Origin of the sequence: Actinomycetospora rhizophila, assembly GCF_042657905.1 — a bacterium.
Classification (GTDB): Bacteria; Actinomycetota; Actinomycetes; order Mycobacteriales; family Pseudonocardiaceae; genus Actinomycetospora; species Actinomycetospora rhizophila.
In genome coordinates this window covers 1-1,286 of record NZ_JBHSKG010000039.1, presented here as the reverse complement: position 1 = coordinate 1,286, position 1,286 = coordinate 1, and the positions used below count along the sequence as shown (strand labels likewise).

Sequence of the window (1,286 nt, the reverse complement as noted above, 5' to 3'; positions counted from 1 at the left end):
GCTAGTGCGTTGACCATGAACGTTCACCGAGTTCAGGCGGCTCGGGGACGCCCCCAGCGTTGTTGGCGTTCGCTGCGGACGCGGGCGCGTTCGCGGCGTTGGGCGGCAAGGACGTCGGGGTGGCGAGCGTTGGCGTTGCGCCAGCGCAGGTAGTCCTGGATCTTGCGGGCCAGCGCGGGGTGGTTGGGGTGGTTCGAGGCGCCCATGGTGAAGGTGCGCAGCGGCCCGAACTGGGCCTCGATGGGGTTGGCCCAGGAGGCGTAGGTGGGGGTGAAGCACAGCTCGACGCGGTGGCGGGCGGCCCAGGCGCGGATCTTCGGGGTCTTGTTCGCCGAGAGGTTGTCGAGGATGACGTAGATCGGGGCGCCGTCGGGGCGCGCGGCCCGGATCGACTCGAGGGCGGCCAGGGTGTGCTCGCCGCCCTTGCGGCGGCGGGTGATGCCCCAGAGCTGGTCGTCGCCGAGGCTGTAGCAGCCGTGGAAGTAGCGGATGCCATGCGTGCGCCGGTAGGTCGCGGGCAGCCGGACCGGGTGGGTCTGGCCGGCCCAGGTGGCGCCGTGACAGGGGCGGATCGACAGCGGCCCGAACTGGTCGAACGCGAAGCAGCGCTCCGGGAAGCGGCTGGTCACCTCCTCGATGCGGTCGAGTTTGGCGTCCTTGTCGGGGTCGTGGGACTCCTTCCAGGTGCGGGTGCGCTGGAACGACACCCCGCGCTCACGCAGCAGCTGGCGCAGCCGCTCACGGCCGATCACCAGCCCGCGGGAGCGGCCGTGCTCGCAGCGGTGGTCGCAGCGAGCGAGGTGGGCGGCGAGCTTGCGCACGCTCCAATGGGTGAACGGCAGCCCGTGGCGGGCCGGGCGGGTCGTGGCCGTCGCGACGATGAACTCGACGTCGTCGTCACTGATCAGGCGGGGACGGCCTCCCGCCCACCGAGGGTCCAGCGCATCGAGCCCCCGGGCGTTGAACGCGTGGATCACATCGCGGACGGTGTCCTCGTCGGCGGCGACCAGCCGCGCGATCGCCGGCACCGGGGTCCCCGCCGACGAGGCCAGGATGATCGTCGCTCGGCGCACCCGGATCGGGCTGCCCCGCCCCCGGCGCACGATCTGGGTCAGCCGCTGACCTTCCTGATCCGTTAGCCGTCGCGCTCGTACTGGTTCGGCCATCGCGCTCCACTCCCGGTCCCGACCTGCAGTCGGGCCCGAGAATGAGATCTTGCTCCCTCACAGCGTTGCACCTACGAGGCGTGTCGCGAGCCCGGCGAACCTTCGTGGTCAACGCACTAG

1 protein-coding gene is annotated in these 1,286 nt (G+C 71.5%); it reads right to left on the bottom strand.

Annotation, left to right across the window (positions count from 1 at the left end):
• Positions 1 to 32 precede the first annotated feature (32 nt).
• A complete protein-coding gene (locus ACFPK1_RS32990) occupies positions 33 to 1,073 on the bottom strand; it encodes an IS630 family transposase (RefSeq protein WP_378025160.1) in 1,041 nt (346 codons plus the stop codon).
• Positions 1,074 to 1,286: the final 213 nt, after the last annotated feature.